Origin of the sequence: Winogradskyella sp., from assembly GCF_028289625.1 — a bacterium.
Lineage (GTDB): Bacteria > Bacteroidota > Bacteroidia > Flavobacteriales > Flavobacteriaceae > Winogradskyella.
In genome coordinates this window covers 47,910-65,235 of record NZ_JANQOM010000038.1, presented here as the reverse complement: position 1 = coordinate 65,235, position 17,326 = coordinate 47,910, and the positions used below count along the sequence as shown (strand labels likewise).

The 17,326-nt window shown below is 35.3% G+C and carries 14 protein-coding genes; all 14 read right to left on the bottom strand.

Going from position 1 to position 17,326, the window contains the following annotated elements; translation table 11 throughout:
• A partial coding sequence (locus tag Q0992_RS08055; RefSeq protein ID WP_299522178.1) for a DUF349 domain-containing protein occupies window positions 1-1,024 on the bottom strand: 1,024 nt, incomplete at its 3' end.
• A 207-nt stretch (window positions 1,025-1,231) separates the two neighbouring features.
• Window positions 1,232-1,993: a shikimate dehydrogenase gene (locus Q0992_RS08050; RefSeq protein WP_299522175.1), complete on the bottom strand. Its 762-nt coding sequence runs from the start codon at window positions 1,991-1,993 to the stop codon at window positions 1,232-1,234.
• Window positions 1,962-2,981 carry a DUF368 domain-containing protein gene (locus Q0992_RS08045; protein WP_299522172.1) on the bottom strand — a complete coding sequence of 340 codons (1,020 nt, stop codon included), beginning with the start codon at window positions 2,979-2,981 and terminating at the stop codon, window positions 1,962-1,964. The genes Q0992_RS08050 and Q0992_RS08045 overlap by 32 nt, the downstream gene beginning before the upstream one ends.
• The gene (locus tag Q0992_RS08040) at window positions 2,981-3,949 is read right to left on the bottom strand and encodes a DUF368 domain-containing protein (protein ID WP_299522169.1); all 969 of its coding nucleotides are present in this window, start codon (window positions 3,947-3,949) and stop codon (window positions 2,981-2,983) included. Before Q0992_RS08040 ends, Q0992_RS08045 begins: the two co-directional genes overlap by 1 nt.
• Before the next feature lie 36 nt (window positions 3,950-3,985).
• Complete coding sequence (locus tag Q0992_RS08035) at window positions 3,986-5,392, bottom strand: tetratricopeptide repeat protein (protein WP_299522166.1); 1,407 nt, start codon at window positions 5,390-5,392, stop codon at window positions 3,986-3,988.
• A 242-nt stretch (window positions 5,393-5,634) separates the two neighbouring features.
• Window positions 5,635-6,810, bottom strand: coding sequence for an aminotransferase class III-fold pyridoxal phosphate-dependent enzyme (locus Q0992_RS08030; protein WP_299522163.1), 1,176 nt, complete (start codon window positions 6,808-6,810; stop codon window positions 5,635-5,637).
• A complete protein-coding gene (locus tag Q0992_RS08025) occupies window positions 6,811-8,610 on the bottom strand; it encodes an OstA-like protein (protein WP_299522158.1) in 1,800 nt (599 codons plus the stop codon). It abuts the gene before it with no gap.
• 82 nt (window positions 8,611-8,692) lie between these two features.
• Window positions 8,693-9,973 (bottom strand): adenylosuccinate synthase, encoded by a 1,281-nt coding sequence (locus tag Q0992_RS08020; protein WP_299522155.1) that lies wholly within the window; start codon window positions 9,971-9,973, stop codon window positions 8,693-8,695.
• A gap of 13 nt (window positions 9,974-9,986) precedes the next feature.
• Window positions 9,987-10,439: a Fur family transcriptional regulator gene (locus tag Q0992_RS08015; RefSeq protein WP_299522152.1), complete on the bottom strand. Its 453-nt coding sequence runs from the start codon at window positions 10,437-10,439 to the stop codon at window positions 9,987-9,989.
• Between the two features lie 98 nt (window positions 10,440-10,537).
• Window positions 10,538-12,745, bottom strand: coding sequence for a RelA/SpoT family protein (locus tag Q0992_RS08010; RefSeq protein WP_299522149.1), 2,208 nt, complete (start codon window positions 12,743-12,745; stop codon window positions 10,538-10,540).
• A gap of 101 nt (window positions 12,746-12,846) precedes the next feature.
• Window positions 12,847-14,556 carry a serine hydrolase gene (locus tag Q0992_RS08005; RefSeq protein ID WP_299522145.1) on the bottom strand — a complete coding sequence of 570 codons (1,710 nt, stop codon included), beginning with the start codon at window positions 14,554-14,556 and terminating at the stop codon, window positions 12,847-12,849.
• A gap of 246 nt (window positions 14,557-14,802) precedes the next feature.
• Window positions 14,803-16,035 carry a M48 family metallopeptidase gene (locus Q0992_RS08000; protein ID WP_299522142.1) on the bottom strand — a complete coding sequence of 411 codons (1,233 nt, stop codon included), beginning with the start codon at window positions 16,033-16,035 and terminating at the stop codon, window positions 14,803-14,805.
• A gap of 37 nt (window positions 16,036-16,072) precedes the next feature.
• Window positions 16,073-16,417 (bottom strand): four helix bundle protein, encoded by a 345-nt coding sequence (locus Q0992_RS07995; RefSeq protein WP_299522140.1) that lies wholly within the window; start codon window positions 16,415-16,417, stop codon window positions 16,073-16,075.
• 41 nt (window positions 16,418-16,458) lie between these two features.
• Window positions 16,459-17,256 carry an RNA methyltransferase gene (locus Q0992_RS07990; protein WP_299522137.1) on the bottom strand — a complete coding sequence of 266 codons (798 nt, stop codon included), beginning with the start codon at window positions 17,254-17,256 and terminating at the stop codon, window positions 16,459-16,461.
• Between the last annotated feature and the right edge of the window lie 70 nt (window positions 17,257-17,326).

Here is a 17,326-nt window from a genome sequence, read left to right as displayed (position 1 = left end):
TTTCTAGGTTTTTTTCGTAAGCCTTATCAAGGTCTGCATAATAAGCCTGGCGCTTATCGTGTATGGTTTTGGTAGCCTTACTAAAACGCTCCCAAATTTCTTCTCTGTGTTCTTTGGCTACAGGCCCTAACTCTTCTTTCCATAGTTTATGTAGCACTTGTAATTCTCTGAATGTGCGGTTGATATTGTCATCCTTAGCTAACTCTTCTGCACGCTCTATGATTTTTAGCTTTTGTTCATAATTGTGCTTGAAATCCATATCACGCAAATCGTTATTGAGATGTAAAAAATCGTAAAAACGCTCTACATGATGGTGGTAAGTGTTCCAGGCATTATTGTATTTGTCTCGCGGAATAGGTCCAGCATTACGCCATTTTTCCTGAAGATCTTTAAAATGTTTATAGGTGGTATTGATGTTTTCTTCCACATTCAACAAGCCTTTTATTTCTTCAATAATCGCTAATCGATTTTCAAGATTTTGTTTTAGGTTTTGTTCGCGCTCCTTGTAATACGTGTTTATAGATTGCTTGTAATCCTTATAAAGCTGGTTAAATAGTTTTTTGGAATCGTTGGTGTAATAAAAGTCAATTTCATTACCACCTTCATTGAGGAATTCTTCCTTTTTTTCTTCAAGAAGTTGATTAAACTTCGTATTGAACTCAGCTTTAATCTGATTGACCTGTTTAGATATGGTCTGAATTTTATGATGCTTTAAAAGCCGATTTAACTCCGTGGCTAAGTCTTGCATAGACATGGCATGATAGTCTTTTTCCTCTACACTGTGGCGCTCTACATTGGCCTCGTCTTCGGCATCTTCTGCATTAGACGCCTCAATTTCAGCATGCGCTTCAGAGTCAGATTCTACCTCAATCTTAACGTCCACTTCAGTAGTTTTTTCCGTTATTTCATTTTCAACTTCAGGATTTACCTCTACTTCAGGTGTCGTTTCTTCTTTTGGAGTAGTGTCATTAAGTTCTACTTCTTTTTTTCCATCTGCTTCTTGCAGGGTATCATTCTCAGACATGTGTCAATAATTTTATTAGGATGTTAAAGATACTAACAACTCCTTGAACTACAAAGGAAATAGGCGGTGAGCTTGGCTTATTGATTTTTTTTAGACTAAATTTATGCTACTACCTTTTTTTAAATAGAATCAGTGTTAAGTTTAATTGTATATCAGGTTAACTGTAAATTTATTAAGTTTCACCAATCACCAATCACCAATCACCAATTAGGACTTATTCCAAATACTCCAAGATTTTTCGGCTTGTAGTTGTAGCATTTCCAATCCGTTAATTGTGGTCGCCCCTTTTATATCACCACAACTTAGAAATTTAGTTTGTTCAGGATTATAGATAAGGTCGTAAAGTATATGTTTCTCAGTTATGGCGTCATAGGGAATATCAGGACATTCATTAACATTGGGAAATGTACCAATAGGTGTGCAGTTGATGATGATGTGATATGATGAAATGATATCGTCAGTTATGTCCGAATACAAAAATTTCACACCTTCTTTTTCGGATCGTGATACGTAATCGTATTGAATCTTAAGCTTTTTAAGTGCGTAAGCAATAGCTTTGGAAGCACCTCCTGTTCCCAAAATTAAAGCGCGTTTATGATACTTCTTAAGGTGTGGTCTTAATGAATTTTTGAAACCATAATAATCTGTATTATAACCAATGAGTTTTTGGTAACGCGTTATTCTTATAGTATTAACGGCTCCTATTTTTTGTGCGCGTTTATTTAAATCATCTAACATTGCAATTACTGCTTCTTTGTAAGGGATAGTAACATTTAGACCTTTTAAGTTTGGAGAGGATTTAATAATAGTATCTAATTCTTCTATGGATTGTATATCGAAATTGACATAGGTATGTGGTAATTCTTCACGTTTAAATTTGTCTGCGAAATAACTTCTTGAAAACGAATAGGAAATATTTTTACCTACGAGACCGAATTTAAGTTTTGATTTGTCTTGTGCGTTTTCCATACCATTCCAATCCTAAAACTATAAGGATTCCAAGGACAATATAAGCAATTGCAATATAAGTTTCGGTAGTAGCTTCAGGGAAAAAACGTTCATAATTCTCAACAATCTGTGAACCAGTAGAATCCAAAATATAGCTACCATCACTATTTGTTTTATAGATGGTTTTTTTCCAAGGCCATACCAAACCAAGTGACCCAACAATAAACCCTACAAGCGTAGCTAAAGTGATATTTTTGTAATGCTTTAAAATGTAGTTAAGCACATGCGAAAAAGTCACCAAACCAGCCACTGAACCTAATGTAAATACAGCAAGGACTTTTAGCATGCGTATCCTAGCCTCGTCTTTTATAAAGTCAAAATCTCCTAAAAAGATTTCCGAGATTGTATCGTATAGTGCATTGACTGAGTCAACCAATAACAATACATAATTTCCTAATAATATCAAAATAAATGAACCTGAGAAACCGGGAAGTGTCATGCCAGATACACTCACTATACCACATAAAAAGACAAACCAAAGATTGTCATTTTCCTTAGCCGGATCTAGAAAGCTAATGCTGATTCCTATAGCAGTGCCAAGAATTAATGCGGTTATCGTTTTTTTGTTCCAAGCTTTAAAATCTTGATTAATGTAGTAGATAGATCCTAAGATCATACCAAAGAAGGCACTCCATACATAAAGTTCGTAATTGATGATAAGATAGTCTAAAATCTTGGAGACACTAAAGTAACTGACCACCATTCCTAAGAACAATAGGCTTAGAAATCTGCCATTGATATACTGATAGAAGCTCCTAAAACGACCATTGATAAAGAGTTTGAATGCTGTTTTATTAACACGCTGTAGCGAGTAAATAAACTCCTGATAAAAACCAGCAACGAAGGCAACTACACCACCAGAAACACCAGGAACTTTATTAGCTGCTCCCATGGCTAAGCCCTTAATGACCAAAAAAATACGATCTTTAAAAGTTCTTGTACTTTGCATTAAACGTTGTTTTTTTGACGTCCAAAGTATTCTAAAACTAAAATAGTAGCTATCCCGATGAGCATAAAGACGATGGCCAATAGCATTTGATTATCGCCATCGTAGGAAGAGGGTAAGATACTTTTGTCTAAGAGTGTTACCTCTTCACCTTCGGAATTAATTCTTGTTTTTAGGATGTCTTTCCAGGGCCATATTTTATTCAGTGAGCCAATCATAAAACCTGTTAAGATAGCGAGTGTGAGGTTTTTTTGGTGTTTAAACATCCAGTTTAATGCTTTAGAAAAGACTTTTAACCCAACTATAGCACCAATACCCAACAAAGCGAATTTTAAAAGCGCATCTTTAAACAACTCTGCATTTCCCGTGAGCAAACCATCCCTTAAGTTATTCACAGTTTCTATTGCCGTTTGGTAAGCCCCTAAAATCAATAGAATAAAAGCACCAGAGACCCCAGGCAGGATCATCGCAATAATGGCAATAAAACCACAAAACAATAGATAAAAAGGGCTTTCTGGCGATGCAAAAGGCTCAGCAAGTGTGATGTAATAAGATAGGACAGAAGTTACTATAATAGCTACAATGATTTTTCCCGACCAAGCTTTTATTTGTTTGGCGATATATAAAATGCTTGCCAGAACCAATCCGAAAAAGAAAGACCATAATAAAATGGGCTCATTGTGCAAAAGCCATTTTATTAATTTTGCCAAAGACAAAATACTTACAGCAATTCCTGAAAAAAGCGCTAATAAGAATGTTCCGTTTATGGATGTCCATGCGGTTTTAAAACCTTGTTGTTTCCATACTTTAAAAAATCCTAAATTAATTTTATCGATACTCCCAATAAGTTCTTCGTAAATACCAGAAATAAAAGCAATTGTACCGCCTGAAACACCTGGTACAACATCTGCTGCTCCCATAGCGATACCCTTAAAAGTAATGATTACATAGTCAAGAAAACCTCTCTGCATTTCTTTTTTATAAGAAACGCTAAGGTATGGATTTTTTTAGTTGGAAGCCTTTTTACATTCCGAAATTATAGCCTTTACCATTGGTCTATTATTAAGCTTTGGAAACAGCTCGTTAATGATAAAACTGTAATCGATATTAAGCTTTAAAGCATTCTTAAGGTGAAAGCGGCCTTCTTCGGTCTGATGCGTTGTAAAGTATAAGCCACCAAGTCGATACTCTATTTCGGAATTTTCAGGATAGAATTCCGCAGCTTGATTCAAATTGTAAATTGCAGCATCGTATTCACCTAAGGCAATTAGGATATCTGATCGGTCTAACCAAGTGTCTAGCTCGTAATTGCCAAGTTCTAAAGTTCGTTTATAACCGATTTCGGCTTCTTCCAGAAAGTTTAAGCGTTTATTAATTGTAGCAAAAAGTTTCCAATACAATACGTTTTCGCCGTCAATATTCACGGCTTTGTTGATGTAATGCAATGCTTTTTGATAGTTTAAACGTTTCATGTAAAACTTAGTGATGGCAATCCATCCTTTGTCTAATAAGGCGTCTTCCTCGACTGTTTTTTTGAAAAATTGCAACGCCATGTCTTCTTTACCAAGTTTTTCATAACAATGCCCTATTCGTAATAACGCAAAAGAGGTAGGCTCATCCAATGCCAAAGTAATTTTATAGTTTTCTATGGCTTCTTCATAATATTTAAGCTTCTCTAAAACCTTTCCTTTTTCAATATAAGCACCAACAAAGGTATCATCTGAGATGATGGCAAAATCAAAAGCAGCATTAGCCTTGGTATAATCTTTAATGGCAAAATATTGACGACCTAATTGATGCCAAGCTACTTCACAGTATGGATTGGAGTCCAAGAAGTTATTGAGGTACGCAATAGCATCTTCATTTAAATCTAAAAAATCGTAACAATATACAACATTATGTAAAGCTGAATAATCAGATGGGTCGGACTCTAGACATTTTTTAAAATACATAACCGCATTTTCAAACTGATCTAAGAACAAATATTCCATACCTACTAAGGCATAAAGGTCCGAATCTTCAGATGGTGTACTAGATACATCAATGGCAATAAGTAATATTTCTATAGCTTTCTCATGCTCATCTTGCTTAGATAGCACATTGGCTTTTTGAATAAAAATCTCTTCATTAGTGGGCTCTAAATCATGAAGCATATCTAAGATGTCATCAGCCTCAGAGAATTTGTTCTCAATAACCAATATTTCCACCTGGAATAATCTTAAATTGACTGAGCTTGGATGTTGCGAAAGTCCAAGTTTAATGGCGCGTTTCGCTAAGGAAACTTTACCATTTTCGAGATAGTGGTGGATGATGTTTTCAAATTCATTTGAATCAAAAAACAAAATATCATTTGTCTTTAACATGGATTCAAATCTAGTAAGCGGAAAGTTTTCGTCTTCGTGACTGTAATTCATAAGCGGTTTAAAGGTTCACTCAATAATCGAGATTTAATACATCAAAATTCGTGCTCAGTTTTAAAGACTTACTTTTTGATGTGCCAGTGTCTACTGATTTTTGGTTAATCTAAAATTACAGTTATCGTGTTAAGGACGTAAGTGTTTAGGTTTTTGTTTTTAACAAAATAATTAACATTGTGATAAAGATTTATTAAAATGTATTTTAGACTGATATCCAATACATTAGAAAAGACTGATGACTAAATAGTGTCTAATATTGAAGTAATGATTCGGCAACCTTCAATAATCTCGTTTTTAGAAATTGTCAATGGTGGCGTGAGCCTAATGGCTTTAGGTTCAAAAAGCAGCCAAAATAAAATTAAACCTTTATCTTGGGCACGTCGTATAATTTCATTGGTCACTTCTGCACTTTCGGTGATTGCCGCAAGCATTAATCCTTTACCTCTTATGGCTTTAATATGCTTATGTTGAAGATACTCTCTAATGAGTTGCTCTTTTTCCAAGGCTTCAGCCATTAAGTTAGATTCAGTGATTTCTTTTAAAGTGGCTAAGGCAGCTGCAGCTATTACAGGATTGCCTCCAAAGGTTGTGATATGTCCTAGTTTTGGGTTATCACTTAGCGTTAACATCATTTCGTTGGAAGCGGTAAAAGCTCCAATAGGTAAACCTCCACCAAGACCTTTTCCGATCACTACGATATCTGGTTGACAGTTATAATGTTCAAAACCAAAAAGTTTACCTGTTCTACCAATACCTGGTTGAATTTCATCCAAAATAAAAACTGCACCGACGTCATTGCAACGTTCTTGCACCTTTTTAAGGTAATTATTTGTTGGTTCAATGAAACCTGCACCTCCTTGGATGGTTTCCAAAATAACAGCTGCCGTTTCTTGGCTTATCTGTTGAAGATCACTTTCAGAATTGAACTCAATATACTTAATACCTGGGATTAAAGGTTTAAAAGGGGCTTTGCGTTCTTCATAATCCATCAGACTCAAAGAACCCATAGTATTTCCATGATAAGCGTTTTTAGCGGCTATAATTTCGCTTCGTCCAGTATAACGTCTTGCTAATTTAATACTGCCTTCAATGGCTTCGGTTCCCGAATTAACCAAGTAAGTCGTTTCTAAGGGGCTTGGTAAATGCTTTGCTAAAAGTTGGGATAACTGAAGTGCTGAATCTTGGATGTATTCGCCATAAACCATCACATGAAGATATTGGTCTAATTGCGTTTTGACGGCTTCAATGACTTTGGGATGCGAATGTCCTAAACTACAAGCCGAAACTCCAGCCACAAAATCGAGGTAGGCTTTCCCGTTTTTATCATAAATATATGAGCCTTTAGCATGGCTTATTTCCATAGCTAAGGGATGTGGTGTGGTTTGTGCCTGATATTTTAAAAAGTCTTCTCGCAATTATTGATCTTCCTTTTCTTTCTTCTCTTTCGGTATTTTCACCTTTTTTACCTGATTAGGTTTTAAAGTTGGGATAGTGTCGTTTGCTGGTAGGTTCCTGGCTGCTTTGTTAGGTTTATTGGGTGTTGCCTTACCTGCTTCCTCAATCCTTTCAATGACACTGTCATCAATAAAATCCTCTGGTGGTACATAATCTTGCAAGCCTGTAATTTTGGGTAATACCAAAGGCGGATCGTCTTTAAATAAATCGTCAACAGATAACGGTCGTTCTTCTCCTCTCCAATCAAAGCCTCGCAATCGCTTTGAACTTCTTGGGAAATCAGCTTCAGGAAAAATATTGCCATCAATTTGATTGATGAAACGCACCTCGTCTATAGCTTGGTCTATGATTTGAATGTTGATACTCCCGGACTTAGACTTTTGTATACCTATAAGTTCATTGGCATCATTTCGCATGTAACGAATAGTTTCAGCATTCTTAATGATATCTACATTGTAAATTTCATTATCCCTAAACAAACCTATAAGCCGTTGGCCTTTTATTTGATTAAAACCATCATCGCTTAAGGTGTCTTTACTGACCAAAAACGCATTATTAAATACTTTTAAAGAATCTAATTTTTCGGTTTCGACATTTGAAATTAAGTGAATGGTATCTCCGGTCATTTGGTTGCCGAGATTCCAAAGCACGGGTTTTCGTGCGGTAGCAAAGGCATCTGTTGAGCTATAACGTGCCAAGTTAATGAGTTGGGTTAAACCTGTTTTATGGTTAACGTGAATAGAATCGGCTTTGCCAGCCAAATCGCTTTTGTATAACTTGGCGTTGTAATAGGCTCTTGTAATACGATTATTCTCTTTGCCAGTCATCATTAAGGTATCGGCATGTAAATACACTGAATCTTTTTCCTGAACGGTTATGGCAAGTGCACGCTTGGTGATAAAAACAGAATCTTTATCGCGCCAGACCTCAGCGTAATGTCCTTTTACAATACTATTATTAATAGTATCTGTTACAGTAATATTATTACTGGCCGATGCAAAACTTCTATTTCTGTCAAAATAAATACTATCTCCTGTTATCGTTCTACTATCATAGTCAACTTTGGCATTACGTTGAAAGTGACCGACATTGGCATTGGTGTCATAAAAACCACGTTCGGTATAAATTTTACTTGTTTCGCCAATGATGGTCGAAGGCCCAAATAAATAGGCATGACCATTATCTGGGAAAAAATCGAGCCGTTCTGTATTTAGTGTATAATCTGGATTGACTAATACTACATCTTTGGTAAACTGGTATTTTTTGGCGTTCATATAATAACGTCCAATCTGGCTAGTGATGGTCCCAGAGGTATCTCTAACCACTTTACCTTTAGTATTGTAATAGGCGAGTTGACGCGTTCTATCAAAATAGAGTTTATCGGTGGTTAATACTGATTGTGGTTCGGTTAAGACCACCTCACCTTGCGCAAAAGCTAATTCTGTTTTACCACTGTACTCTACATATTTGGCCACCATATTAATAGAATCTCCTTGTTTCATAACGACATTACTGAAGGCTTCAATATATTCCTGATCTTGATAGTAGATAGCTTTATCGCACCATAGGTTCACACCTTTATGAACAAAATGGACTTGCTGTGAGGCATCACGTAAAAATACCAATGCACCTTCTTCTATGTCTGGACTTGAGGATGTATTACCAGAATATTCTACAGTAATCCTTTGTTTTTCTTGAGAAAAGCTAAATACAGAGAAGAGAATGACTGCAAAAAAAAGTGAACTTTTAAAACTACTCAAAACTATATGTTTTTTACAAGGTAACACTTATAGATTTGCTTTAGTATGAGTTAACAGTTTTTTTAACAGAAAGCGAATACAACTATTTTTCCTTTCTTACAATTGTCTGTTTACGGTCTGGACCTACGGAAACGATGGTAATCGGAATGCCGAGTTCATTTTCTAAGAACTCCACATAATCATTAAACTCCTTTGGCAATTGGGATGCTTCGGTCATTCCTGTTAAATCTTCTGACCAACCTTTTATTTCAGTGTAGATAGGAGATACATTTTCGGCTTCAATATTATAAGGAAGATGTGTTATAGTTTCGCCTTTGTAGTTATAGGCTGTGCAGACTTTTAAGGTGTCAAAACCAGATAATACATCACCTTTCATCATAATCAGTTGTGTCACTCCATTGACTTGACAAGCATACTTTAACGCCACCAAATCTAACCAGCCACAACGTCTTGGGCGACCTGTGGTTGCACCAAACTCATGACCAACAAGACCCATAGTTTCACCAGCTTCATCAAATAATTCCGTAGGGAATGGCCCCGAACCTACTCGAGTTGTATAGGCTTTAAAAATACCAAACACATCACCAATTTTATTTGGTGCGACACCAAGACCTGTACAAGCACCAGCAGCTGTGGTATTTGATGAGGTGACAAAAGGATAGGTGCCAAAATCAATATCCAATAGCGAACCTTGAGCACCTTCAGCTAAGACGGATTTTCCAGATGTTTGTGCTTGGTGGATAAATTCTTCAGAATCTATGAACTTTAAGGTTTTTAAGGTCTCTATGCCTTCAAAGAAATCGGCTTCAAGATCTTTTAAATCGTATTGTATATCAACATTATAGAAATCGATCATCGCCTCATGCTTATCGGCTAAAGCTCTGTATTTTTTCTTCCAGCTAGACAATTCAATATCACCAACTCTAATGCCATTTCTGCCAGTCTTGTCCATATAGGTAGGCCCAATACCTTTGAGTGTAGAGCCTATTTTTGCTTTTCCTTTCGAAGCTTCACTCGCAGCATCCAATAAGCGATGCGTAGGTAAAATGATATGTGCCTTACGCGAGATGCAGAGGGATGTTTTATAATCGACATTTTGTTCATCTAATTTGTCGAGTTCCTTTTTAAAAATCACAGGATCTATAACCACACCATTACCAACAAGATTTATGGTATTGTCGTGAAAAATTCCAGATGGAATGGTATGCAATACGTGCTTTCGTCCATTAAATACTAAGGTGTGTCCTGCGTTTGGCCCACCTTGAAAGCGCGCAATAATATCGTATTTAGAGGTGAATACATCAACAATTTTTCCTTTGCCTTCGTCTCCCCATTGAAGTCCTAGTAGTAAATCTACTGCCATTTTAAAACGTTAGTTAGTCTTCTGCTTTACGGTTGCCGTAAAAGTATAGTGAATGATTAGTTATTTCGATATCAAAGACCTCTTCTATGGTCTTTTTTATGGATTGAATGCGAGGATCGCAGAATTCTATAACTTCACCAGTATCCGTTAGAATGACATGATCGTGCTGTTTATCGAAATAGGACTTTTCGTAATGTGCCTGATTTTGTCCAAATTGGTGCTTACGGACCAAATTACATTCTAACAACAATTCTATAGTATTGTACAAGGTAGCTCTACTGACACGATAATTTTTATTCTTCATTTTGATGTATAAAGACTCTATATCAAAATGCTCTTCACTATCGTATATTTCTTGAAGAATGGCATAGCGCTCTGGAGTTTTTCTATGTCCTTTATCTTCTAGGAATTGTGTAAAAACACGCTTTACGATTTCCTGATTACTTTCTTCTGTTGTTGCATTCATAATAAGGTGCAAATTTACATAAAATTAAAGGAACTAATAAATAGAAGCTGTGTTTTAAAGCTAAAAAATGAACAAGTTTTCAAAAACCTTCACATATATTATACTCTAGTCACTTTGTCTATTCCATTAATTTTTTTGAGTTTTTCAATAAGGTTTTTTAACATGTTTTGGTTTTTGACCTCAACCGTTATGTCACCGCTAAAAATACCATCTTCGCTAGAAAAACTGATACTCTTCATATTTACATGAAGGTTTCCTGAAATCAGCTTTGTGATATTATTAACCAGTCCAAGATTATCAATGCCTGATAATTTAATACTAGAGGTATAGGTACGCTGTGACGAATCTATCCATTTGGCTGTCATAATACGGTAGGCATAATTAGATTGAAGGCTTACCGCATTGGGACAGTTCTTTTTATGCACTTTTATACCATCATTAACGGTTAAGAAACCGAAAACTTTATCGCCAGGAATTGGATTGCAACAATTAGCTAAGGTATAACTCAGACGTTCTTCCTCCTTGCCGAAAACAAGCATATCGTACTTAGACGTAATCTCTTCTTTGTCTATGTCTTTTGGGACATCTGGTTTTCGAATTCGGTTTTTAATATAGCTCATAAAAGCACCGCTACGTGAGGAAGCAAAGGCCTTTAATTTTGCATTATCAATGGTTCCGATACCAACACGATAAAATAAATCTAATGAGGTTTTGAGTTTAAAGTAGGTTACCAACTCATTTACCGCTTTTTCGTTGAGGGTAATCTTGAGTTGTTTTAATTTTCGTCTAAGGATTTCTTTACCTTCTTCAGCAATTTCCTTGGTATGCGCATTCAAGGCCGATTTAATCTTACTTCTTGCTCTCGCCGTTGTTGCGTAATCTAGCCAATTGGCATTGGGTTTGGCGTTTTCGGAGGTTAAAATTTCTACACGATCACCGCTTTGCAACTCGTAACTCAGGGGAACCAATTTACCATTAACCTTAGCGCCTCGTGTGGTCATACCAACCTCAGTATGGATACTAAAGGCAAAATCAAGTGGAGTGGCTCCCTTGGGTAAGGACTTCAAATCTCCTTTTGGTGAGAAGACAAATATTTCTTTGGAATACAGGTTAAGCTTAAATTGCTCCACAAAATCCACGGCATCAGCTTCGTTGTTTTCTAAAGCCTCTTGTAGTTTATTGATCCATAAATCGAGACTATCATCCTTATCATCAACATTTTTGTATTTGTAATGCGCCGCATAACCTTTTTCAGCAATTTCGTTCATACGTTCACTACGAATCTGAACCTCTACCCAACGACTTTTTGGTCCAACAACCGTGATGTGCAATGCTTCATAACCCGTAGATTTTGGTGACGAAATCCAATCGCGCAATCGGATAGGATTAGGTGTGAAGTGATCGGTAACGATTGAGTAAATTTTCCAAGCGAGGAATTTTTCGTTTACAAAATCTGATTTGTAAATAATTCTTACGGCAAATTTATCGTAGACTTCGTCGAAAGATACACCTTGCTTCACCATTTTTCGTCTTATACTAAAAATGGATTTTGGTCGACCTTTAATTTCGTAGTTAAGACCTTCTTGATTTAAGGATTTTTCAATGACTTTAGAGAAAGCTTTAATATAAGCATCTTGCTCTTCTTTGCTTTCTTGCATTTTCTCGGCTATGTCATTGTAGACTTCAGGTTCTGTATACTTAAGGCCTAAGTCCTCGAGTTCGGTTTTAATGTTATAAAGTCCTATTCTGTGTGCTAATGGTGCATAGATGTATAAAGTTTCTGAAGCAATTTTTACTTGTTTATCATTACGCATGGCATCCATAGTTTGCATATTGTGCAAACGATCTGCGATTTTAATAATGATAACCCGTACATCGTCATTGAGCGTGAGCAACATTTTACGAAAATTCTCTGCTTGTAGCGAGACATCCATGTCTTTTTTTAAATACGAAATTTTAGTGAGACCATCTACAATTCTTGCTACGGTTTCCCCAAAAAGTTGTTCAATATCAGCAATGGTATAATTAGGGTTGTCTTCAACCACATCATGAAGTAAGGCAGAAGCAATAGAGGTCGCATCCAAGCCAATCTCTTGGGCGACAATTTTTGCCACAGCTATCGGATGAAAGATATAAGCCTCCCCGGATTTGCGTCGTTGGTCTTTGTGCGCATCGAGCGCTACCTCAAACGCTTGCCGAATCAGTTTTTTATCGGCTGCCGTTAGGGTCTGGTAGCTTACTCGGAGTAGCTCTTTGTAGGCTTTTGCAATGGCTGCATTCTCTTTTTCAATGTCCACTTCAGTCATAACAACTAAAGTAAACAAACTCTATGAATTGGGCAATGGGTTTTTAAAAGGAAATTTTAGATGGTTTCGTCAATGGTCTCGGATAAGGATAGTAGCGATTTTTATTCACTTACTTTATCGAACTTAACATTTTTAGCTCTACTACTTGATATGTTCACTCCGACAATTTTTCCTAATCCATTTCTTAAAAATACAATTTTCTGAATCGAACCTTTATTTCCGATGAAATAGTCATTTTTTATTGCTTTTAGGTTAAAATTTCCAAGTCTTGTGTGATTCGCAACTAATTGATTATCCTGAATTGAAAAGGTGTAATAACTGTTTAATTCTGGACTACGATATTTTCCCGCAAACTGTCTTAATAAATTTGAATCATACTTTGCTGGAATGTATTTGTCCAAAATAATTTGGTTGCCATCATTTAGTGTTAAAACTATCTGATTAGATTTAAATAATACCGATAAGTACTCGTCAATCTTCATTTCAAATTCATTTTCATCAACAGGAATTAGTGCTGTTTTGTCATTGGTATTTCGTATGTATTGCAAGGTGTCATTTTGAACTTTTAATTGACGTGAATATCTGTCTTGCTCGCTCCAATAATAGCCTTCAAAAGTTTTAAGTGTTTTTGTCGACTTTGAAATCGGCGATTTTTTGTTTAGTATTATTTTTGATGTTGAATTATACTGTCTGTTTTTTAAATACTCTGATAAACAGATTTCTGTTAATTGACTTACAACTTCGCCTCCATTAATTTCAGAATTATTATTGAAGAAAATTATACTAACGTCTAAATCTGGAAATCTGCCAATATAGGCTTGATAACTTGCATCTTGTCCACTGTGCTGAATTCTATTGATACCTTTATATTGATTGATGAATTGACCATTCGCATAGCCATAAGTGTTACCATTGCTCAACTTTCCTTGGGAATTCATTTTATCAAACAGGATACTATTACCAACTTTTTTTTTATTGAAATTTACGACCCATTTAGTTAAGTCTTCGATAGTAGTTGACAAATTTGTCGCCCCATAGCTGGAATTATTGAATACATCTTCTATATAGTATTGCCCATTTTTATAATAAGAATTAGCATTTTTTTCGATTATTTGACCTTCTTTATCTACAAATTGAGTTTGATTCATTTTCAATGGCTTAAAGATGTGTTTTTCCATATACTCGGCAAATCTCATACCAGAAACTCGTGTAACAATTTCTGCCAAAAGAGTGTAGCCAGAATTGCTGTACATAAAGTCTTCGTTAGGCTCGAAATTTAATGAAGTTTGATTGTAGAGAATATTAAGTACGTGGTCATTGTTTATAAAATCATTTAATTGCCATCCAGAAAGTCTTAATAAATTCCATTGGTCTTTAATTCCACTGGTATGGTTCAAGAGATTTTTAATCTTTATTTTATGTTCAAATTCATGAATTTCAGGAATGTACTTTCTGATATCATCATTCAGTGAAATTTTTCCTTCATCTTCGAGTAGTAAGATTGCGAACGCCGTGAATTGTTTAGAAACTGATGCAACATGAAATGAGGTTTCTCCCGTAATTGGAACTTGGTACTCTAAATTAGCAAGGCCTATTTGCCTTTGAATTACCAATTTACTATCGATAACAATTCCAATGGACATTCCTGGTTCTTTGTCATTATAGTTCATTAAAAGGCTGTCAATTCTCTTTGCTATTTTATTTACGTCAAAATTGTAATATAAGTTATTTTGGGCTTTTAATGTGAGGATAAAGAATAGTGCACAAATACAAATAGCTACCTGCTTTGATAAGTTTATTTTAATTTCCATGTTCTAGAAGGTTTTCTTTTAAGTATGGTACAAATATAAAGTCGTCGTTAATCGGTAACTTATTCTAAAAGAAGTATGATTTGTTCTAAAAGTTGAACCTTTTGTATCAATAAGGGTTCTCAGAATTTAATCGATTGTTTATCGTAAAAATTTGATAATTGTTGACAATGCCTAGATATTAACTTTTTTAATTGTCTATATCAGACGTTAACCAATTTCACTTTTTTATTTCAGAATATCAAGCTGTTAATTTCTCAAATTTCTAACCCTATCCAAAAGTGTAGGATGCGAATAATGCATAAAGACATAAGCTTTATGAGGCGTAAGATTACTTAAGCTATTCTTCGATAATTTTTTTAAGGAACTAATCAGGGGTTCTGCCTTGTAGGTGTTTTTTGCATAATTGTCAGCTTGGTATTCGAAGACACGAGAGACATAATTCATAATTAATCCAGTGACTTCAGATATTGGTGAGTAGAGTAGGCCAAAGGCGATCAACCCAACATGAAAACTCGGTGTTTCAACTCCAATAGCATTAGACAGCAAAGGATTAGAAATAAAAATAGAGAGAATATAAAGGGTTAATCCAGTCAATAAGATAGACGTTACCAAGTTAAAAATAATATGCTTGCGCTTATAATGCCCAACTTCGTGAGCTAAAACCGCTACGATTTCTTCATCTTCTAAATCATTAATCAATGTATCATATAGTGTGACACGTTTTTCACTGCCAAAACCAGAAAAATAGGCATTGGCTTTAGTGCTTCGTTTAGAACCATCGATAATGAAAATCTTTTTCAAACTAAAACCAACCGATTTGGCATAGTCTGAAATTTTTTGACGTAAGTCTCCTTCTTCCAATGGGCTTTGCTTATTGAATAAAGGTACGATTAACCTCGAATAAAACATATTCATAAACACAGTAAAAACTGTGACAATACCCCAAGCATAAAGCCAGAATTTATTGCCTGTAAGTTCATAAAACCAAACAATAAGAGCAATAATTCCTCCTCCTAGAATGGCCATCATTAATAAGCCTTTAAACTTGTCTAGGATAAAAGTCTTTTTCGTGGTCTTATTAAAACCGAACCGTTCTTCAATCACAAAGGTTTTGTAATACCCAAAAGGTATAGTGATAATATCACTTGCCAACATGATAATGCCAAAAAATATAAGAGCTACAGCCACAGGCTTATCGGAATAGTTTCTTGCTAAATCATCCACAAACTCAAACCCATCTAAAAACAAAAATGCTAGCGTTAATACTAAAGAGAATAGGGAAGACCATATGCCAAATCTATAATTCGTGGCTTTATAGTCTTGAGATTTTTTATATTCTTCGGTATCATACACATCATTCAATTCGTCTGGAATGGAATCATTAAAATGTTTGGCATTTATAGCATTTAGGATTTTGTCTTTCATGAAGTTGACGATGATTATCCCGATTATGATGTAGAAAAGATTCGCTGCGCTCATATTAATTAGTAATTAATGATGAATAATTAATAGTTCTTTATTCTTTAGAGGATTGAATAATTTTGAAAAGTATCTTTAGAATACTTGAAAGCTCGCTTTCCAATTTTTCATATTCTTCCAGATTAATGTAATTGGTATCTTTTAGTAATCTGAGCCAATAATGGGTTTCTCTAGCTTCTTTATAGGATATTGACATTTTTGCTCTAAAATCTTTCTTAGAGATGCCGCCTATGGCTTCCTCTACATTTGCGCCAATTGACGTTCCTGATTTAAGGATTTGTTTCGATAAAACATATTCATTTTTAGCAATTAAATCTTTGTTTAATAAAACTATTCTTACTGCAAAATCATAGCTTTTGGAGGCAATTATATTCTCTTTCATTACTTATTACAAGTTACTAATTACACATTACCAATTATTAATTACTCATTAATTCGCCTTTGGCGAATAGCTTCAAAAATAAGAATTCCTGCGGCAACAGAGACATTCATGGAATCAATAACTCCTTGCATGGGAATACTAATGTTTTTTGTTGCTGCATCTCTCCAGATTTCCGTTAATCCTGTAGCTTCGGTGCCAACCACAATGGCAGTTGGTAAGGTGTAATCTTGTGTATGGTATGGCTCCGATTCTTGTAATATTGCAGAAAAAATATTGAAATTGTATTTCTGCAAAAATGCAATCGCTTCTTCAGAGCTAGCCACAGCAATTTCTGTAGTAAATACACTGCCTACACTAGAGCGAATAATGTTTGGGTTATATAAATCAGACTTTGGATTGGCAATAATCACAGCATCAATATTAGCAGCATCCGCAGTTCTGAGCAAGGCACCAACATTCCCGGGTTTTTCTGGTGCTTCGGCTACTAAAATAAGTGGATTTTTAGATTTAAAGTTGAGACTTTCCAATTCGTGAGATTTTGATTTCACTACAGCAATGACTCCTTCAGTCGTATCGCGATGTGCTAATTTTTGAAAAACGTCTTTAGAAATTTCAATGATATCAATACCGTAACGGCTCATAGCGTTAGCTTCACTTTCAGAAAAAAGATTAGGATAAAATAATAAGGTTTCGATGGTGTAACCACCTTTTATGGCTAAGGATAACTCACGTTTGCCTTCTATTAAAAACGTATTAGTCTTTTTGCGCTCTCGCGATTTTTCTTTTAAAAGCATAAGGCGTTTAACCAAAGGATTTTGTGGGCTTGAAATAAATTTCATATAGACATAGAATGGCAATTAAACCGTTTTCAAAATTACACTTTTCAACTCCAATTTAGTTAAAATGGGG